Annotated in this window: 14 protein-coding genes and 1 pseudogene; 8 read left to right on the top strand and 7 right to left on the bottom strand. The window is 61.3% G+C overall.

Annotated features, from left to right (window positions below):
* Positions 1 to 147 precede the first annotated feature (147 nt).
* The 4 genes and pseudogenes from AB4O23_RS26700 to AB4O23_RS26685 form a co-directional block, all read right to left on the bottom strand.
* Positions 148 to 1,527 carry an ATP-binding protein gene (locus tag AB4O23_RS26700; protein ID WP_460150325.1) on the bottom strand — a complete coding sequence of 460 codons (1,380 nt, stop codon included), beginning with the start codon at positions 1,525 to 1,527 and terminating at the stop codon, positions 148 to 150.
* Positions 1,524 to 3,338 carry a DAHL domain-containing protein gene (locus tag AB4O23_RS26695; protein ID WP_460150323.1) on the bottom strand — a complete coding sequence of 605 codons (1,815 nt, stop codon included), beginning with the start codon at positions 3,336 to 3,338 and terminating at the stop codon, positions 1,524 to 1,526. The genes AB4O23_RS26700 and AB4O23_RS26695 overlap by 4 nt, the downstream gene beginning before the upstream one ends.
* 10 nt (positions 3,339 to 3,348) lie before the next feature.
* Positions 3,349 to 4,311: a cytochrome-c peroxidase gene (locus tag AB4O23_RS26690; RefSeq protein ID WP_068937532.1), complete on the bottom strand. Its 963-nt coding sequence runs from the start codon at positions 4,309 to 4,311 to the stop codon at positions 3,349 to 3,351.
* Positions 4,312 to 4,336: 25 nt separating this feature from the next.
* Positions 4,337 to 6,212: pseudogene (locus tag AB4O23_RS26685) on the bottom strand (putative bifunctional diguanylate cyclase/phosphodiesterase).
* 220 nt (positions 6,213 to 6,432) lie between these two features.
* Between AB4O23_RS26685 and AB4O23_RS26680 the strand changes: the two are divergent.
* From AB4O23_RS26680 to AB4O23_RS26670, 3 genes are read left to right on the top strand one after another with little or no spacing between them, the layout of a single operon-like run.
* Positions 6,433 to 7,734 carry an HD domain-containing phosphohydrolase gene (locus AB4O23_RS26680; protein WP_460150321.1) on the top strand — a complete coding sequence of 434 codons (1,302 nt, stop codon included), beginning with the start codon at positions 6,433 to 6,435 and terminating at the stop codon, positions 7,732 to 7,734.
* A 40-nt stretch (positions 7,735 to 7,774) separates the two neighbouring features.
* A complete protein-coding gene (locus tag AB4O23_RS26675; RefSeq protein ID WP_017526322.1) occupies positions 7,775 to 8,188 on the top strand; it encodes an NUDIX hydrolase in 414 nt (137 codons plus the stop codon).
* On the top strand, positions 8,188 to 8,694 hold the full coding sequence (locus tag AB4O23_RS26670) for a GNAT family N-acetyltransferase (RefSeq protein WP_017526323.1): 507 nt from the start codon (positions 8,188 to 8,190) through the stop codon (positions 8,692 to 8,694). The genes AB4O23_RS26675 and AB4O23_RS26670 overlap by 1 nt, the downstream gene beginning before the upstream one ends.
* 17 nt (positions 8,695 to 8,711) lie before the next feature.
* Here the strand turns inward: AB4O23_RS26670 and metR are convergent, their stop codons facing one another.
* A complete protein-coding gene (gene metR, locus AB4O23_RS26665) occupies positions 8,712 to 9,629 on the bottom strand; it encodes a transcriptional regulator MetR (RefSeq protein ID WP_460150319.1) in 918 nt (305 codons plus the stop codon).
* Between the two features lie 182 nt (positions 9,630 to 9,811).
* On the opposite strand from metR, the gene AB4O23_RS26660 reads away from it, so the two are divergent.
* The 5 genes from AB4O23_RS26660 (at position 9,812) to AB4O23_RS26640 (ending at position 13,330) form a co-directional block, all read left to right on the top strand.
* Complete coding sequence (locus AB4O23_RS26660; RefSeq protein WP_017526325.1) at positions 9,812 to 10,831, top strand: alpha/beta fold hydrolase; 1,020 nt, start codon at positions 9,812 to 9,814, stop codon at positions 10,829 to 10,831.
* Positions 10,832 to 10,884: 53 nt separating this feature from the next.
* Positions 10,885 to 11,538, top strand: coding sequence for a DsbA family oxidoreductase (locus AB4O23_RS26655; RefSeq protein ID WP_017526326.1), 654 nt, complete (start codon positions 10,885 to 10,887; stop codon positions 11,536 to 11,538).
* Positions 11,539 to 11,646: 108 nt separating this feature from the next.
* Positions 11,647 to 12,564: an arginase family protein gene (locus AB4O23_RS26650; protein WP_065877209.1), complete on the top strand. Its 918-nt coding sequence runs from the start codon at positions 11,647 to 11,649 to the stop codon at positions 12,562 to 12,564.
* Positions 12,561 to 12,941 carry a DMT family transporter gene (locus tag AB4O23_RS26645; protein ID WP_017526328.1) on the top strand — a complete coding sequence of 127 codons (381 nt, stop codon included), beginning with the start codon at positions 12,561 to 12,563 and terminating at the stop codon, positions 12,939 to 12,941. Before AB4O23_RS26650 ends, AB4O23_RS26645 begins: the two co-directional genes overlap by 4 nt.
* The gene (locus AB4O23_RS26640) at positions 12,938 to 13,330 is read left to right on the top strand and encodes a DMT family transporter (RefSeq protein ID WP_017526329.1); all 393 of its coding nucleotides are present in this window, start codon (positions 12,938 to 12,940) and stop codon (positions 13,328 to 13,330) included. Before AB4O23_RS26645 ends, AB4O23_RS26640 begins: the two co-directional genes overlap by 4 nt.
* 132 nt (positions 13,331 to 13,462) lie before the next feature.
* On the opposite strand, the gene AB4O23_RS26635 is transcribed toward AB4O23_RS26640, so the two are convergent.
* Positions 13,463 to 14,395, bottom strand: a complete 933-nt coding sequence (locus tag AB4O23_RS26635) for an IS110 family transposase (protein WP_068931592.1) — start codon at positions 14,393 to 14,395, stop codon at positions 13,463 to 13,465.
* A gap of 324 nt (positions 14,396 to 14,719) precedes the next feature.
* Positions 14,720 to 15,475 (bottom strand): MipA/OmpV family protein, encoded by a 756-nt coding sequence (locus AB4O23_RS26630; RefSeq protein ID WP_017526330.1) that lies wholly within the window; start codon positions 15,473 to 15,475, stop codon positions 14,720 to 14,722.
* Positions 15,476 to 15,537 lie beyond the last annotated feature (62 nt).

Here is a 15,537-nt window from a genome sequence, read left to right as displayed (position 1 = left end):
TGGGTTCGGACTCTGCAGGTCGATGCGGCATTCTGCGCCTGTCAGCCGATTGAAAACAGCGTGTGTGCTTTCAACCAAGCATTTGCGCAGCTGCGCATAGACCGTGCGGGCTGTTTTTATCCACGACGTTCGCGTTTGAGCCAGGCCCTACGCCGCCGTCTGCCGAATCGGCAACACCACCCGAAACGTAGTGCCCTTGCCCAGCTCGCTGCTCACCGAGATATCGCCGCGGTGTTTCTTGACGATGCCGTAGGAGAGTGACAACCCCAGGCCCGTGCCTTCGCCCACCGGTTTGGTGGTGAAAAACGGGTCGAAGATTTTCTGCACCGTGTCCGGGCTGATCCCGCAGCCGTTGTCCGCTACCTCCAGCCAGATGTTCTCGCCCTCCACGCCATTGCTGATGGTAATGGTGCCGCGTTCCGGCCCCATGGCTTGCGCCGCGTTGACCACCAGGTTCATCACCACTTGATTGAGCTGCGAGGCCAGGCATTCGATTTCCGGCAGCGGCGTGTAGTGTTTCACCACGTCGGTCTTGTACTTGAGTTCGCTGGCGACGATGTTCAGCGTGGAATCGATGCCTTGTTGCAGATTGGCGAATTGCCAGGTCTGGTCATTGTCCACCCGCGAGAAGTTCTTCAGGTCCTTGACGATCTGCACCACGCGGCCGATGCCTTCCTTGGATTCGCGGATCAGGATCGGTATGTCGTCCTTGAGAAAATCCAGCTCAAGCTCATTGCGCAAGGCTTTGAGCTGATCGCGTTGTTCGCCCGGCGCAAGGCTTTCTTCGGCGCGCAGGTAAGCGTCCAGCATCTGTTGCAGTTGGGTGAAGTAGCCGTCCAGGGTGCTGAGGTTGGATGAGATAAACCCCACGGGGTTGTTGATCTCATGGGCCACGCCTGCTGCCAGTTGCCCCAGCGAGGCGAGTTTTTCCGACTGCACCAGTTGGCTTTCGAGTTGCTTGCGTTCGTCGATTTCCACTTGCAGCGCCTGGGTGCGCTGTTCAACCAGCTGTTCCAGGTGCGCGGTTTGCAGCGAGGCGCGACGGGCCATGTCCCATTTGTTGGCCAGGGTATTGGCCATCTGCTGCACTTCGATGTTATCGAACGGTTTTTTCAGGATCAGTAAACGGTCGTGGCCGTTCAGGCGGTGCAGCAGTTCGTCCCAGGAATAATCCGAATACGCGGTGCACACCACCACTTGCAGGCCGGGGTCGACTTTCCACAACTCTTCGATGGTCTTGGCGCCGTCCCAGCCCTGGGGCATGCGCATGTCGACAAATGCCAGGGCATAGGGGCGTTTGTCGGCCATCGCGGTGGTCAACAATTGCAAGCCTTCTTCGCCGCCATAGGCCGAGTGCAAGTCAAAGGGTTGCGCCGTGGGGGCATTGGTGTCACCGAAGAGCGCCGACTCCATGTCATCCAGCGCCTGGTTGGTCTCAACGGCGGGCATCAGGATTTTGCGGAAGTCATCGTGAATCGACGGGGTGTCGTCGATCAGCAAAATGCGCCGGTTAGGGGGTTGGTTCATAGGGGGCTTCCGGCAGGGGTCATAGGGATCGTCAAGGTGAACACCGCGCCCAGGCCGGGCCCGTCGCTGTGTGCGCTGAGCTGGCCATGCATTTCCACGGCGGCCAGGGCGCAGCTGTGCAAACCGAAGCCGTGGCCTTCCTTGCGGGTGGTAAAACCGTGGGTAAAGATGCGCGTCATGTTTTCGGCGGGGATGCCTTCGCCGTCGTCCTTCACGCTGATCTGCACGGTGTTGTCTTCCAGTTGCTTGACCGCCAGGGTTATCTGCCGCGCCCGGTCGCTGAGGTTGGACATGGCGTACTTGGCGTTGCTGATCAGGTTGACCATGATCAGCAGCAGGCGATGTTTGTCCGCCATGATCTCCGGGACCTGCCCATACTCCTTGACCACCGTGACGTTGTGACGGCTCAGCGCGCCGGCGTTCATGCGCAGGGCGTCTTCCATCAAGGCGCTGATGTGTACCGGTTCCAGCAGGGTGGACGCACCGGCATAGGATTGCTGGGTCGAGACGATGTCCTTGATGTGGTCGACGCTTTTGCTCAGTTGTGCCAGCTCGTCGGTCATGCCTTGCTGTTCGACGGCAATGGCCTCCACCAGTTGGTTGAGATAGTCGGGCAGCAGCTTGCCTTTTTCATGCTCAGTGAGAAACGCGCCCAGGTCACCCCGGTGCTCGTTGATCAACTGCATGGCCTTGCCCAGGCCCAGCGCTTTGCTGCTGCGCAGCTTGCGGGTAACGATGTCGGCGGAGATGTTCACGCTGTTGAGTACGTTGCCGACGTTGTGCAGCACGTTGGTGGCGATCTCCGCCATGCCCGCCTGGCGCGCGCTGTCGAGCAGTTCGCTCTGTGCATCCTTGAGTTGCTGGGTGCGCCGCTCCACCCGTTGTTCGAGGGTTTCGTTGGCCGCCTGCAAGGCGCGGTTGACCCGGTTGATCTCGGCGAAGCTACGCAGCAGGCGCACCGCCAGGTACACCAGCACCACCACCAGTAAGGTCGAGAAAATCAGCAGGTAGCGGTGGTATTGATCGTCGCTCAGGTCCGCCGCTTGCTGGTCCTGGTCGAGGTGGGTGGTCAAGTCGTCCAGGCGCTCGGCCACAGGCACGGCGGCAATGCGTTCGAGCAAGGTATTAACCACCGGCTGTTCGCGCAGAATCAGCGAGATGTGGTTGCTGAGGATCTCCACCGGGGCCTGGAAATCGCTGGGCAGGCGCTCTTTGTTGATCGCCAGTTTGCCCAGGTCCACGAGGATATCGGCGGCGCGTTCGTCGCTGGTGACCTGGGCGAACTCCAGGCTACTGAGCAGCAGGTCGTAGGTGTCGCTGGCCACGCCTTGCAGTTGCAGTCGGCCTTCCCCGTCGATGCGATTGAACTCCGCCTGGATGTCGTCTTCGGCGGTGGGTAGAAACGCGAGCGAGTTGCGCAGCACCGCGTTGTGGGACTTGAACTGGTCCACCAACCGCGCTTTTTCCTGGATCGCGACCTGGTAAGCCGCGTGGCTGGCCTGCCAGCGCGCCAGGTCTTGCAGGCTGTGGTACGTCCCCCGGTTGTTGAGGTCGGCCCACAGTCGGGTCATTTCCGCCAGCGGTGTCACCAGTGGGTCGTAGTTGTGGGTGATCGCGATACGGGCCTTGAGCACCTCGCTGTCCCACTGCGCATTGAGCTGCTGCAACTGGCGGATCAAGTCCCGCGACTGGGTGTAGCTGGCCGTCTGGTCACGGGATGATTTGAGGTACAGAAACGTTAGCGTCGAGGCCAGCAACAGGGCGACCAGGCCGAGCAATACCAAGCTGGTGTGGCGGCGGATGAAGCTCATGACGGTCTGCTCATAAAGGCTTGCCCGCCCATTCGCCGGTCAGGGTCTTGAGAAACTGAATAATCAAGTCTTTGTCTTCCTGGCTCGGGTTGCGCCCCAACTGGTACTTGAACATCACATCCACCGCCTCAGCCAGGGTGTTGGCCGACGCATCGTGAAAGTACGGCGCGGTCACGGCGACATTGCGCAGGCTGGGTACCTTGAATACGTGGCGGTCGTCCTCGTCCTGGGTCAACAGGTAGCGCCCCAGGTCCGCTTCGATCGGGTTGCCACGCGCCTTGAAGTAGTCGCCCATTACGCCGAACTTCTGGAACATATTGCCGCCGATGTTGATGCCCTGGTGGCAGGCGATGCAGCCGTATTCCTTGAAGCGCTGGTAACCGTATTTTTCCTGGGTGGTGAGGATATCGGTATTGCCCAGCAGGTATTGGTCAAAGCGTGAGTTGGGCGTGAGCAGCGTGCGCTCATAGCTGGCCAGGGCGTTTTGCACATTGGCGGCGGTGACGCCGTCGGGGTAGGCCTGGCTGAAGGCGCGCTGGTAGAGGGGCAGGTCGGTGAGGTTGTGCACCACGGTTTTCCAGTCGCTGCCCATTTCCACGGGGCTGATAACCACCTGTTCGATCTGCGCTTCCAGCGTGTCCACCCGGCCATTCCAGAACTGCTTGAAATTCAGGCTGGCGTTGAACACCGAGGGGGTGTTGATCCCTACCGGTTTGCCGTCAAAGCCAAGGGAGAACGGCTTGTCATCGGCGCCGCCGGTCTCCAGGCGATGGCAACTGGCGCAGGACAGCGTGTTGTTCACCGACAGGCGCGGTTCGTTGAACAGTCGGCGGCCCAACTCGACCTTGGCCGCGTCCAATACCGGAACCGCCGGCAAGGGTTTGAGTGCCTCGTCCAGCGGCGCGGCCATCGCCGGCAAGGCAAAGCCCACGATGAGGGCCAGGCCGAAACCGTAAATCGAGACTTCGCTCAAGCGAGCACTCCTTGCAAGCGTGGGGCTATAGACGGGTTATCGGCATGGCGCAGCCCATCTGCAGTAACTGGGCGAAATCTTTTGCCGGTACCGCCTTGCTGAACAGGAAACCCTGGCCTTCTTCGCAGTCCTGGGCCCTGAGGAAGTCCAGTTGTTCGGCGGTCTCCACGCCTTCGGCGATGATGTTCAGCTCCAGGCTCTTGCCCATGGCGATGATCGCGCTGATCAACTGTGCGTCCTGGCTGTTGACGTTCAAGCCGCGCACAAACGATTGGTCGATTTTCAGCACGTCGATGGGAAAACGTCGCAGGTAACTGAGGCTGGAGTAACCGGTACCGAAATCATCCAGGGCCAGGCGTACGCCCATGGCCTTGATCTTGTGCAGGGTCTCCACGGTGTCGTCGACGTTTTGCATCAGCACGCTTTCGGTGATCTCCAGTTCCAACTGGTGGGCGGGCAGCCCGGTTTCCTTGAGGATGGTGGCCAGATTGTCGATAAAGTCGCGCTGGCGAAAGTCGATGGCCGAGATATTCACCGAGACGGGCAACGCCGGCAGCCCCATCGCATTCCAGCTTTGCGCTTGCTCGCAGGCACTGGCGCAGGACCCATTGGGTGAGGCGGACAATCAAACCGCTGTCTTCGGCCACCGGGATGAAGTCGGTCGGGTTGACCCAGCCCGAGCGCGGCTGAAACCAGCGTATCAGCGCCTCGGCACCGACGATCTGCCCGGACTTGAGGGCCAGCTTGGGCTGGTAGTGCAGCACGAACTCATCGCGCTCCAGCGCCTGGCGAATGGCGCTTTCCAGGTTTTGCTGGTGCTGGGCGCGCAAGTTCATGTCTTCGGTATAAAAGCTGAAATCGTCCGGGCCGCGTTCCTTGCTGGTGTGCATCGCGGTTTCGGCCTGCTTGATCAGCACCACGGCATTGTTGCTGTCATTGGGGTAAATGCTGATGCCCAGGCTGGCGGTGACGCTCAGGTCATGCCCGGCGACATGGCGGGTGGCGCTGATGGCCATGAGCACCTTCTGCGCAATGTGCTGGGTTTGCTGGGGATGCAGCACATCATTGAGCAGGATCACGAACTCATCGGAGCCGTAGCGAAACACCGAGTCTGATTCGCGCACGCTGGCGGCCAGGCTCTGGCTGACCAGCTGGAGCACCTCGTCGCCCACCGGATACCCCAAGGCATTGTTGATGCGCTTGAAGCGGTCGAGCCCGATAAACATCACCGCCAATTGCGTGTCATGCCGCCGGCCGAGGGCCATGGCCTGGGTCAGCCGGTCACCGAGCAGCGTGCTGTTGGGCAACTGGGTGAGGGCGTCGTACTGCAACAGGTGCGAGACCTTGAGCAGCTCCTGCACGCGTTCTTCGATGGTGCGCTCCAGGCTGATGACCTTGAGCGCGGCGTCCTGGGCGAGCTGCCATTTCCAGGTCAGGGCGCTGGCCATCTGGCGGATTTCCAGCTGGTCGAAGGGTTTTTTCAGGATCAGCAACTGGTCGTTGAACTTCAACCGCGCTTCGATCGCCTCGAAGGAATAATCCGAATAGGCGGTACACAACGCGATTTGCAGGTTGGGATCGACGTTCCACAGCTGTTCGATGGTTTGCAGGCCATCCCAGCCGGGCGGCATGCGCATGTCGATAAACACCATGGCATAGGGGGCGTTGGCGGCCAGGGCCTGGTTCACCAGGGCCAGGGCTTCCTGGCCCTGGTAGGCGGAGTCGAGCATGAACGCCTGGCGTGGGGGCGTGGTGGTGCCGAACAGGGTTTCTTCAAGGGTGTCCAGGGACTGCTCGTGCGCGGCCTCGGCACACAGGATCTTGCGGAAATCCGTATGGATGGAGGCGGTGTCATCGACGATCAAAATGCGCCGGTTGGCGCGTGCCGAACCCGAGTTCATGGCGCAATCCCCAACGGCAAAAGGTTCGACGGCATAACGAGTCCTTCCTTGGTTCTACTTCTGAGCGGGGGGGCAGGGCTGCTTTGACAGCATAGTCCAGCTCCCTTGAAATTGACGGCCAGTTGGCGTCAAATCAACCCCGCGCCAAAAGCGAGGGAAGACGGCTTGGCACACGGGTTCAATCTAGCTCAATTCAGTTTAATGTGAAGGCGCCGCAGGCATGGAAGAACAACTCGCTACCAAACCCACGATTTTGCTGGTCGACGATGAAGAGTCGATCCTCAACAGCCTGCGCCGTCTGTTACGCGGCCAGCCTTTCGATGTGGTACTCGCCGGCGGCGGTGCCCAGGCCCTGGAGATCATGGCGGCCCAGCCCATCGACCTGGTGATGAGCGACGCACGCATGCCCGGCATGGACGGCGCGCAGTTGTTGGCCGAGGTGCACCGGTTGTACCCCACCACCAGTCGTATCCTGCTGACCGGTTATGCCGACGTGCCGACGATCATCAAGGCGATTAACGACGGGCAGATCCACCGCTATATCGCCAAGCCCTGGAACGACGAAGAACTCAAGCTGATCCTGCAACAGGCCCTGGAACACCAGCGCCTGGAACGCTTGACCCATGCGCAGAACGAGCAACTCAAGACGCTCAATGCCACCCTGGAAAAACGCGTGGCCGCGCGCACCAGTGAGCTGCAACAGACCGCCGACATGCTCGACCTGGCCTACGACGAGCTCAAGCGCAGCTACGTGACCGGCACCGAAGTGTTTTCGCTATTGGCCAACCTGCGCCTGCCCAAGGCCAAACAGACCAACCGCGCGCTGATCGAACTGGTGCGCGTGTACTGCGCCGCCCAGTTTATCGACGAAGCCACGTCGCGTGACCTGGCGATGGCCGCCGCGCTGTACAACATCGGCAAGCTGAGCTGGAGCGACAGCATGCTGAACGAGCCGGTCGACAAGCTCTATAGCACTGATCGCGAGCGGTACCGTGGCTACCCGACCCAGAGCGAGTCGCTGTTGATGACCCTGGAGCCGATGAAGGATGCGGCGCGGATGATTCGCCATCACCAGGAACGTTGGGACGGCACTGGCTTTCCCGACCGCCTCAAGGGCGACGCGATTCCGTTTGGCTCGCGCCTGCTGAAACTCGCGGTGGATTTCATTGAGCTGCAGAAGGGGCTGATCCTTGAGCGCCATTTGAACAGCGATGAAGCGCTGCTTTATATCCGCAAATATGCCGGGCGCCTTTACGACCCGGACCTGGTCGAAGACTTCGTCCTGGCCTGCGCCACGTTCCTCAGCGACGTGACCCTGGGCGACCCGACCGTTAAAGCCTTGAGCACCCGCGAGCTGGAGGCCGGCATGGTGCTGGCGCGCAACCTCAATGCCGATAACGGCATGCTGCTGCTCAACGCCGGCAAGGTGCTGAACCTGCCGCTGGTGGACAAACTCATCGCGTTCGAAGCGATGGAAGGCGCCAAGTACAGCGTATTTATCAAGGAACCGGACGAGGCGTGAGCTGCGTTCCCTCATTGTTTGAATCGATGGCTTTTATCCTATGCCCACGACTATCCGCATCGCCGCCGCGCTCCTGATCAATGCCGACGGCCAGACCCTGCTGGTGCGCAAGCGCGGCACTCAGGCGTTTATGCAACCGGGCGGCAAGATCGACGCCGGCGAACAACCCGCGCAAGCCTTGGCGCGTGAATTGCACGAAGAACTGAACCTGCACATCGACCCGGAACACGCCCTTTACCTCGGGCAGTTCTCGGCGCCGGCGGCCAACGAGCCGGGTTGCACCGTACACGCTGAAATGTTCCAGGTTCAGGTCGACGGGGCGCTGAGCCCGGCTGCCGAGATCGAAGAAGTCTGCTGGATCGACCCGGCGGGCGACGGCGGCCTGCACCTGGCGCCACTGACGCGGGACCTGATCCTGCCGTTCTATCGCGCCTCACTGGCTACGCCGGCCTGATGCTCATACGCGCGCTGGTGGCCAGTGATGCCCAGGCTTATCGGGCATTGATGCTTGAGGCGTATGGGGTTTATCCCCAAGCGTTCACCTCCAGCGTGGCCGAGCGCGCGTCGATGCCGTTGAGCTGGTGGGAAAAACGCCTGGACAACCCGCTGGACCGGCTGTTCGGCGCGTTTGCGGATGACCGGCTGGCGGGCATCGTCGGCCTGGCCTTCGAACCCCGGGAAAAGGCCCGGCACAAGGTGACGTTGTTCGGTATGTACGTGAACGCGGCCTATCAGCGCCACGGCCTGGGCCGTCGGTTGGTGGAGGCGGCGCTGGGTGAGGCGCGCCAACGGGCGGGCCTCAAGGTGATTCAACTGACCGTCACCGCCGGCAACGATGCCGCGTTTGCGCTCTATCAACGGTGCGGTTTTATCCAGTACGGCCTGGAGCCGTTGGCCGTGCGGGTGGGCCTTGAGTACTTCGACAAGATCCACATGTGGCGCGAACTCCAACCCGATTGATTCAGACAGCGGGTTAATCAGCGCACCGCGCTCACCCCATCCAAGGTCGAAAACGACGTGTCCTTGGCTGTCAGCAAAAAGTCGCGCATGTAGGGCGCGTCCAGCATGTCCGCACGGATCCCCGCATATAACGTCGCAAACAGGCCTTTTTCGCCCAGGCGCTTGGCCTTCACGTAGCCGCGCGAGCTGTATTCATGCAGCGCCCAATGGGGCATGCCGCACACGCCACGGCCGCTGGCCACCAGTTGCATCATCATTACCGTCAGCTCCGACGTGCGCACCTGAGCCGGTTCCACGTCGGCCGGTTCCAGGAAACGGGTGAAGATGTCCAGGCGGTCACGTTCCACCGGGTAGGTGATCAGCGTTTCGGTGAGCAGGTCTTCGGGCACGATATACGCCTTGGTCGCCAGCGCGTGCTGGTTGGCCACGGCCAGCATGGCTTCGTAGGTAAACAGCGGCACATAGGTGATGCCCGGCAGTTCCAGCGGGTCGGAGGTCACCACCAGGTCCAGGTCGCCGCGGGCCAAGGCCGGCAATGGCGCAAAGGCAAAACCGGAGGCCAGGTCCAGCTCGACTTCGGGCCAGGCATCGCGGAACTGGTCGATGGTCGGCATCAGCCACTGAAAGCAACTGTGGCATTCGATGGCCATGTGCAACCGCCCGGCCGTGCCGCCGGTCAATCGCGCGATATCGCGCTCGGCGCCGCGCAGCAAGGGCAGGGTCGCGTCGGCCAGTTGCAGCAGGCGCAGACCGGCGCTGGTGAAGCGCAGCGGCTTGGTCTTGCGCACGAACAACGGCATGCCCAGGCGCTCTTCCAGCTCCTTGAACTGGTGGGACAATGCCGATTGCGTCAGGTGCAGGCGCTCGGCGGCTTCCACCAGGCTGTCGGCTTCGCGCAGGGCGTGCAGGGTCTTGAGGTGACGGATCTCGAGCACAGGCTCTCCATGAAGACAATTTGTGATGAAAACGAATAGCGTGAGTTTGTCTCATGTTGCAAAGCGTGTCGACCATGACCGCTGGGCACACTTCATCAAACTGTCATCGAACTGTGGCAGCGCGCTTGAACAAAGTTCATCAGACTCGCGCTCTACTGGGGTTCTGCGTTTCGGTGTTTTTCATGCGTGTGTTGCTTTTATTGGCCGCCTTCCTGTTCGGCCTGCCGTCTTTTGCGGCGTCTCGATGTGATGTCAATGTCCCGACCCAAACGGTTGATCTGGAAACGGTGAGCATCGCCTACCAGAGTATCGGCCGTGCGTCCGACCCGGCCTTGCTGCTGGTGATGGGCCTGGGCGGGCAATTGATCCACTGGCCGGATGAAGTGGTCGTCGCCCTGTGCCAGCAGGGCTTTCGGGTGATCCGCTATGACAACCGCGATGTGGGCCTGTCCACTTGGCGCCAGCCGCCGGCCACTGCCAATCTCACGTTCGAAGTGCTGCGCTACAAACTCGGCCTGCCGGTGGCGGCGCCTTACACGCTGACCGATATGGCCGATGACGCCCTGGGGTTGATGGATGCGCTGCAGATTCGGCAGTTCCACGTGCTGGGCGCGAGCATGGGCGGCATGATCGCCCAGCATCTTGCGGCCATGGCGCCGCAGCGGGTGGAGAGCCTCACGCTGGTCATGACCAGCTCCGGCGCCGAAGGCTTGCCGGCACCGAGTGCGGCGCTGGTACAGCTACTGTCACGGCGTGGCGCGCCCAACCGTGAAGTGGCCCTGGAGCAACAGGCCGATTTGCTTGCCGCACTCGGCAGCCCGACGGTAAAGGACGACCGCCAGGCGTTGCTGCACCAGGCGGCGCTGTCCTACGACCGCGCCTTCAACCCGGACGGTGTGAAGCGCCAAATCATGGCGATCCTCGCCGAACCCAGCCGCGTGCCGCTGCTCAACCAACTGCGCGTGCCGACCCTGGTGGTGCACGGCACCGCCGACCCGTTGTTGCCGGTGATGCACGGCGTGCACCTGGCCGCGCATATCCAGGGCAGCCAGCTGAAGCTGATTCCCGGCATGGCCCATCGTTTCCAGGAAGCGTTCAAGGCGCCGCTGCTGACGGCGGTGTTGCCGTACCTGCAAGCCCATCGTGAAGATGCGGCGCACTGGGCGCAGATTGAACCGGTGGCGCCTGCGAAGCTGTTGTGAGGTGGTGTATGGTGCAACCTTTGCGGCACATTTTGCCTACGAGGTTGCCTGTCATGAGTACTCCCCTGAAAATCGATTTCGTCAGCGACGTGTCCTGCCCCTGGTGCATCATCGGCCTGCGCGGGCTGACCGAAGCCCTCGACCAGTTGGGCGCCGAGGTGCAGGCCGAGATTCATTTCCAGCCGTTCGAACTGAACCCGAATATGCCCGCCATCGGTCAGAACATCGTTGAGCACATCACCGAAAAATACGGCTCCAGCGCCGAAGAATCCCAGGCCAACCGCGCGCGCATCCGCGACATGGGCGCCGCGCTGGGCTTCGCGTTCCGCACCGATGGCCAGAGCCGCATCTACAACACCTTCGACGCGCACCGCCTGCTGCATTGGGCCGGGTTGGAAGGCTTGCAGTACAACCTCAAGGAGGCGCTGTTCAAGGCCTACTTCAGCGATGGCCAGAACCCGTCCGACCACGCCACCCTGGCGATCATCGCTGAAAGCGTCGGCCTGGACATCCAGCGCGCCGCCGCGATCCTGGCCTCGGATGAATACGCTGCCGAGGTACGCGAGCAGGAGCAGCTGTGGATCTCCCGTGGCGTGAGCTCGGTGCCGACCATTGTGTTCAACGACCAATACGCGGTGAGCGGCGGCCAGCCGGCTGAAGCGTTCGTGGGCGCGATTCGCCAGATCATCAATGAAGCAAAATCCTGAATGTGGGAGGGGGCAAGCCCCCTCCCACATTTGTTTCTCACTGTCCTTGAGTTAAGCGCTGGCCCGCCCCTTGCATTGACCCCCTAAAGCCATAGGGGAAACACTGCCTTGAACATTCTCGACCTCGACCATAGCCTCACGGCCCAGGCGCCGATTGCCCGGCGTTTGGCCTGTGGCCGTGCCACCCGTATCGACCTGTTGGACCTGGGCCCCAAGCTGCGCCTGTGGTCCACCGAAAAAACCTGGAAACGCTTCGCCGAACGCCTGGCCGGACGGCCACGGCCCACGGATGCGCGGCCGGAAATCCTGTTTGTCGGCTCCGGCGACTATCACCATCTCACGCCTGCGTTTCTTGCCGATCTCAAGGAACCCATCAGCCTGATCCACTTCGACAACCACCCCGACTGGGTGCGTTTTGCGCCCAAGCGTCACTGTGGTTCGTGGGTCAACCGCGCGCTGAAAATGCCGGCGATCAAACGCATCGTCACCCTGGGCCCGTGCAGCGATGACCTGCATAACCCGCAACTGCGCGGCGGCAACCTGGGCGCCCTCAAGCGTGGGCAGTTGCAGCTGTTTCCCTGGCAGCACCCGCCGTCGAAAGTGTGGGGCAGGGTGGGCGATGGCGCCGGTCACCAGCAGCAGGAAAACCATCTGCACTGGCGCAACCTGGCGCAGTTGGATTGGGCGGCCTTCCTCGAACAGATGATCAGCGGCCTGCCCACCGAGGCGATCTGGATCACCATCGACAAAGACGTCTTGGCCTGCGAAGACGCGGCCACCAACTGGGACCAGGGCGGCATGCGCCTGACGCATTTGCTGCAAGCGCTGCGGGCGTTGGCGGCGCGCAAGCGCATCATCGGCATCGACGTGTGCGGCGAGTTCGCCACGCCGGCGTTCAGCAATGCGTTCAAGCGCTGGGAGGCCAAGTCCGACCAGCCGCCGCAGCGTTGGACGCCTGAGGACCTGCAGCGCAATGCCGCGACCAATGAAGCCTTGATCGAGCTGTTTGAGGAGCTGTTCCCGTGAGCCTGACCGTGGTGTTGTTGGTAGCGTTTTCTATCGTGCTCGATGTGATCGGCCAGCTGTGTTTCAAACTCGGCCTGGACCGTTTGCCGGAGCTGGAAGGCGGCTTTCGCCTGAATGCGTTCTGGGGCCAGGTGTTCAATGCGCCGTTGCTATGGGCCGGGATCGGCGCCTACGTCATCGAGTTTTTCGTGTGGCTGGAAGCCTTGTCCCGTGCGCCGTTGAGCCTGTTGTTTCCGGCGGCGGCGCTGGCCTATTGCGGGGTGGTGCTGGTGGGCAAGGTGGTGCTGGGGGAAACCGTCAGCCGCCGGCGCTGGCTGGGCACGTTGGTGATCACCCTGGGGGTGATGCTGGTGGCCGTTGCCGGGAGCCAGGCATGACGACGCAGACGTGGTTGCATGGGCGGTTCGGCACGATTGTGCTGTGGGCCTTGTTGATCTGCACCGAGAGCGCCGGGCAGTTGTTTACCAAGCTCGCCGGTGACCAGTTGGGGCAGATGGATTTCAATTGGCAGTGGCTGGCCGACGTGGCGCGTAACCCGGGGATACTGGCGGCGATTGCCTGTTACATCGGCGCGTTTTTCGTGTGGATGCTGATCCTGCGGCGCAGCAGCCTGTCGCTGGCGTTCCCGCTGAGTTCGCTGGTGTTTGTGGTGGTGTTGCTCGGGTCGTGGCTGGGGCTGGGCGAACATATCAGCGCGCTGCACTGGGTGGGCGTGGCGGTGATTATCGGCGGGATTGCGCTGTTGGCCGAGGGCGAAGAGAACTGAAATAGTGCTATGAGATGGGGGCGAATGTGGGAGCAACTGTCTTGATGACCCTAACTTTGGCATCGCTTTTTAAGACAGCCAAGCTCCCACAGCTTCAAGCCGTGTGACCTTCAACCACACATCGCTGCAGATTCAGGCAGCGTGTTCTTTCCATTCGGCTCTATAACGCAGCATCGCGTTCAGCCTGACTAACAAAACACGCATGCATGCAATTAGCGCAACTTTTGCGCGTTTGCCTTTGTCGCGCAGTGCTTTATAGCGGGCCTGGAATTCAGGCTGTTCCCGGATGACAACCCAGCAGGCCATGTAGAGCGAGCGACGCACGGAAAACCTCCCGCCGCTAATGTGACGCGCACCTTGGTGTTTCCCACTGTCGTTGTTATACGGAGCGAGGCCCGCTAGCGCCGTGATCGGACGCCTGCCAATCTCGCCCAGCTCCGGCAGATATGCCATTAGGCTAGCCGCCGTAATGAGCCCGATGCCCTTAACTGAGCACAGGCGTTCGACTTTTTCGCGGTCTAGCCTGTTGGCGGTTTCGCGAATCAGCTGCTCTATCGCGTTCACAGCCTTGCTCAAGTAGTCGATATGGCTCTGCAACGCCGGTTTTACTACGTCGCAGGAGGCTGTTTTCAGGCGCCTTCTGTCATCGTCCCTCTGCTGAACAAAGTTCTCTCGCTGCTGGACTAACGCGCGCAACTCGTCATGTTCCGGGCTGGTGATTCGGCTGCTTGGTGAGTCGAGAACCGCTGCGAACTGCGCAAGAGACTTTGCGTCTATCGGGTCGGTTTTAGCGTGTTGCCCCATCGCCCTGGAAAAACTCTTGGCCCGACGGGGATTGACGCAGATGACATTAAGGCCCGCAGCCTGAAGCGCCTTCATGACTTTGCGCTCATAACCGCCAGTAGCCTCCAACACCACGCGTCCGACCTGGTGAAGCAATAGCCACCCAATCAACCCAGGGAAATCTTCTTCGGCGTTAGCGCAATTTACCCCAACGTCAACCTGATGAACTCGAGCTTCAAGGCTGTCCTTGGAAACATCAATGCCTGCTGGATAGGAAAACATAGCCAAACCCTCTTACACTAAAAGTGAGAGCGCTCTGGCTTGGTCCACGCTTGTAACTGTTCGAGGTGGGCTCGTTCAACTGTTCGGGCTCATGTCCAGAGCGGAGAAGTGAGTGGCAGCATGGGCTCCCACACGTGCTTTAAGCACTTCGGGCATTCAGCTTGCCACTCACCCTCTCACTCTCAGCTTAATCCCGTATCAAGACACAAGGGGGCTTGCTCCCGATAGCAGTGGTTCAGCCGATACATGCATGACTGATACACAGCTATCGGGAGCAAGCCCCTTCCACATTTTGTACCTTTGTATCTCCAGACCTCAGGTGAATCATTCGAAGGTATAGCTGATCGCCGTCTGCACTTGCCCCTGATTCACTTCACCGGTCTGGCGCACGATGCTGCTGTCCGCCGCCGAACCCACCAGGTGTACCCAGCTGGCGCTGGTCAGCAGCGACCAGTTGGGCGTCAGCGGAAACTGGAAACTCTGGCTCAGGGTCACGTTCTGGAAACCGCCGCTGGCGTTGTAGGCCTTGAAACCCGTGGCCGCCGCTTCGTTATCATCCACCCCGAAAAACGTTTGGGTCTGGCGCGCATCGGCGAAGTGCGCTACCAGGCCGCTGCTGCCGATGACCCCGCCGCCCAGCGGGTAACCCAACTCGCCACCGACCTTGCCCAGCGCGCCGCTCTGCGCGTGGCCACCGCCGACCGCCTGGCCCAACCGCGCATAAACGCGCCAGAAGTCAGCCGGCGCGTATTGGATGAAACCTCCGACCTCCGCCATGTCCGACACATTGCGCAGCCCCTGCAATGAGCCGTTGGTGGTGCGCCCCTGCAAGTAATTGATATACGGGCCGGCGGTCAGCCCGTGGCTGTTCAAGGCGCTCCAGGTCAGGCCGTCATCGGTGCCCAGGCTGACATTGCCCCAGTCCAGGTCGAGATAGGGCACGGGCCGGGTTTCGTAGCGGCTGCCGGTGGGGTCGTGGGGTTGATAGCTGACGCCTGCGCCGACGTCACCGGTGATGCCTTGGGCCTGCGCGGTGAGGCTCAATAAGCCGGCCAGTGCAGCGCATGTGATCCGCAACATGGTCACAGTTCCTTAGGTGAGTACACGCGCATGAACGCGCAAACCCGCGCGCCTGTGCAAGC

It is taken from the genome of Pseudomonas sp. H2_A10 (assembly GCF_054680085.1).
Note: the sequence above shows the minus strand (reverse complement) of the source record. Positions and strands in the feature narration are given on the sequence as shown.